We start from the raw sequence: 982 nt of genomic DNA, 5'->3' as shown, positions 1-982 counted from the left end.
ACCAATTCGGTCATCGTTTGAGGTATATCCGCATGTTCGACAACAAAACGTGTGCGTTTTCTTATTTCGGTTTGCTTTCTCTGTATGTCCGCATTTTGGACATGTTTGGGATGTGTATGTTGGGTCTACCACAATCACTTTCGCTCGGTGTTTGTGTGCTTTGTACTCGATTTTTTGTCTTAAATCATAAAACGCCCAAGATACCATTTCATACCGATGGTTAACGGACACTTTTTCTGTTCTTTGGCGAACACCTGTTAAATCCTCTAACACAAACAGCGTGTTCTTACCATAACGCTCAACGAGTGCCTTACTGATGCAATGGTTGACATCTTGCATCCAACGGTTTTCTCGTTGACCGATTTTCTTTAATCTTCTACGAGCAGACGGAGTTTGCTTTTTTTGTAGTTGTCTGCGGAGTTGTTTATACTTTGCTCGTTTGTGTTTGATGTGTCTACCTTTGAAAAATAGCGTCTGTCCGTTTGAATCATAAACAGTCGCAAGAAAATTTACGCCCATATCTACGCCAACCACTTGGCAAATGTGATGAAGGTTTGCTTCTTCCATTTCTTTGGATACAGGAATATGGAGAAACCACTTTTGATGTTTATTCACTAACTTTGCTGTTCCAAACGTCCATGTTCCGTCGAAATACGTTTCAAGTTCTTTCGTTTGAAAAGGAACTTTGATTCGTCCTTCTAACGTATTGATGGAAAACAACCCTTTGGTTAGGCTGTAATCTCGATTAAAAACGAGGTCTATTTGCGGTTTTTTAAACGCAATCTGACAACGCTTATGTCCATTGGTTTGGTTGGTTTTATATTTTGCAATCACCGTTTTTAACACAGACTGCGCCATTTGAGATTTTAAGCCAAATGTAGAGCGAAGTTTGCGGTACGTCATCTTGTGAAGTTTGGCTTGCACAAGGGTGTTTTCTTTGTATATCACTTCCGACACCGCATTGCACGCATCACGATATGCT

Annotated in this window: 1 protein-coding gene; it reads right to left on the bottom strand. The window is 40.3% G+C overall.

Going from position 1 to position 982, the window contains the following annotated elements; genetic code table 11:
• On the bottom strand, positions 1-982 hold a 982-nt coding region (locus M4I42_RS16960; RefSeq protein WP_268853202.1), incomplete at both ends, for a transposase.

Origin of the sequence: Anoxybacillus sp. J5B_2022, assembly GCF_026847645.1 — a bacterium.
Taxonomy (GTDB): Bacteria; Bacillota; Bacilli; order Bacillales; family Anoxybacillaceae; genus Anoxybacteroides.
Note: the sequence above shows the minus strand (reverse complement) of the source record. Positions and strands in the feature narration are given on the sequence as shown.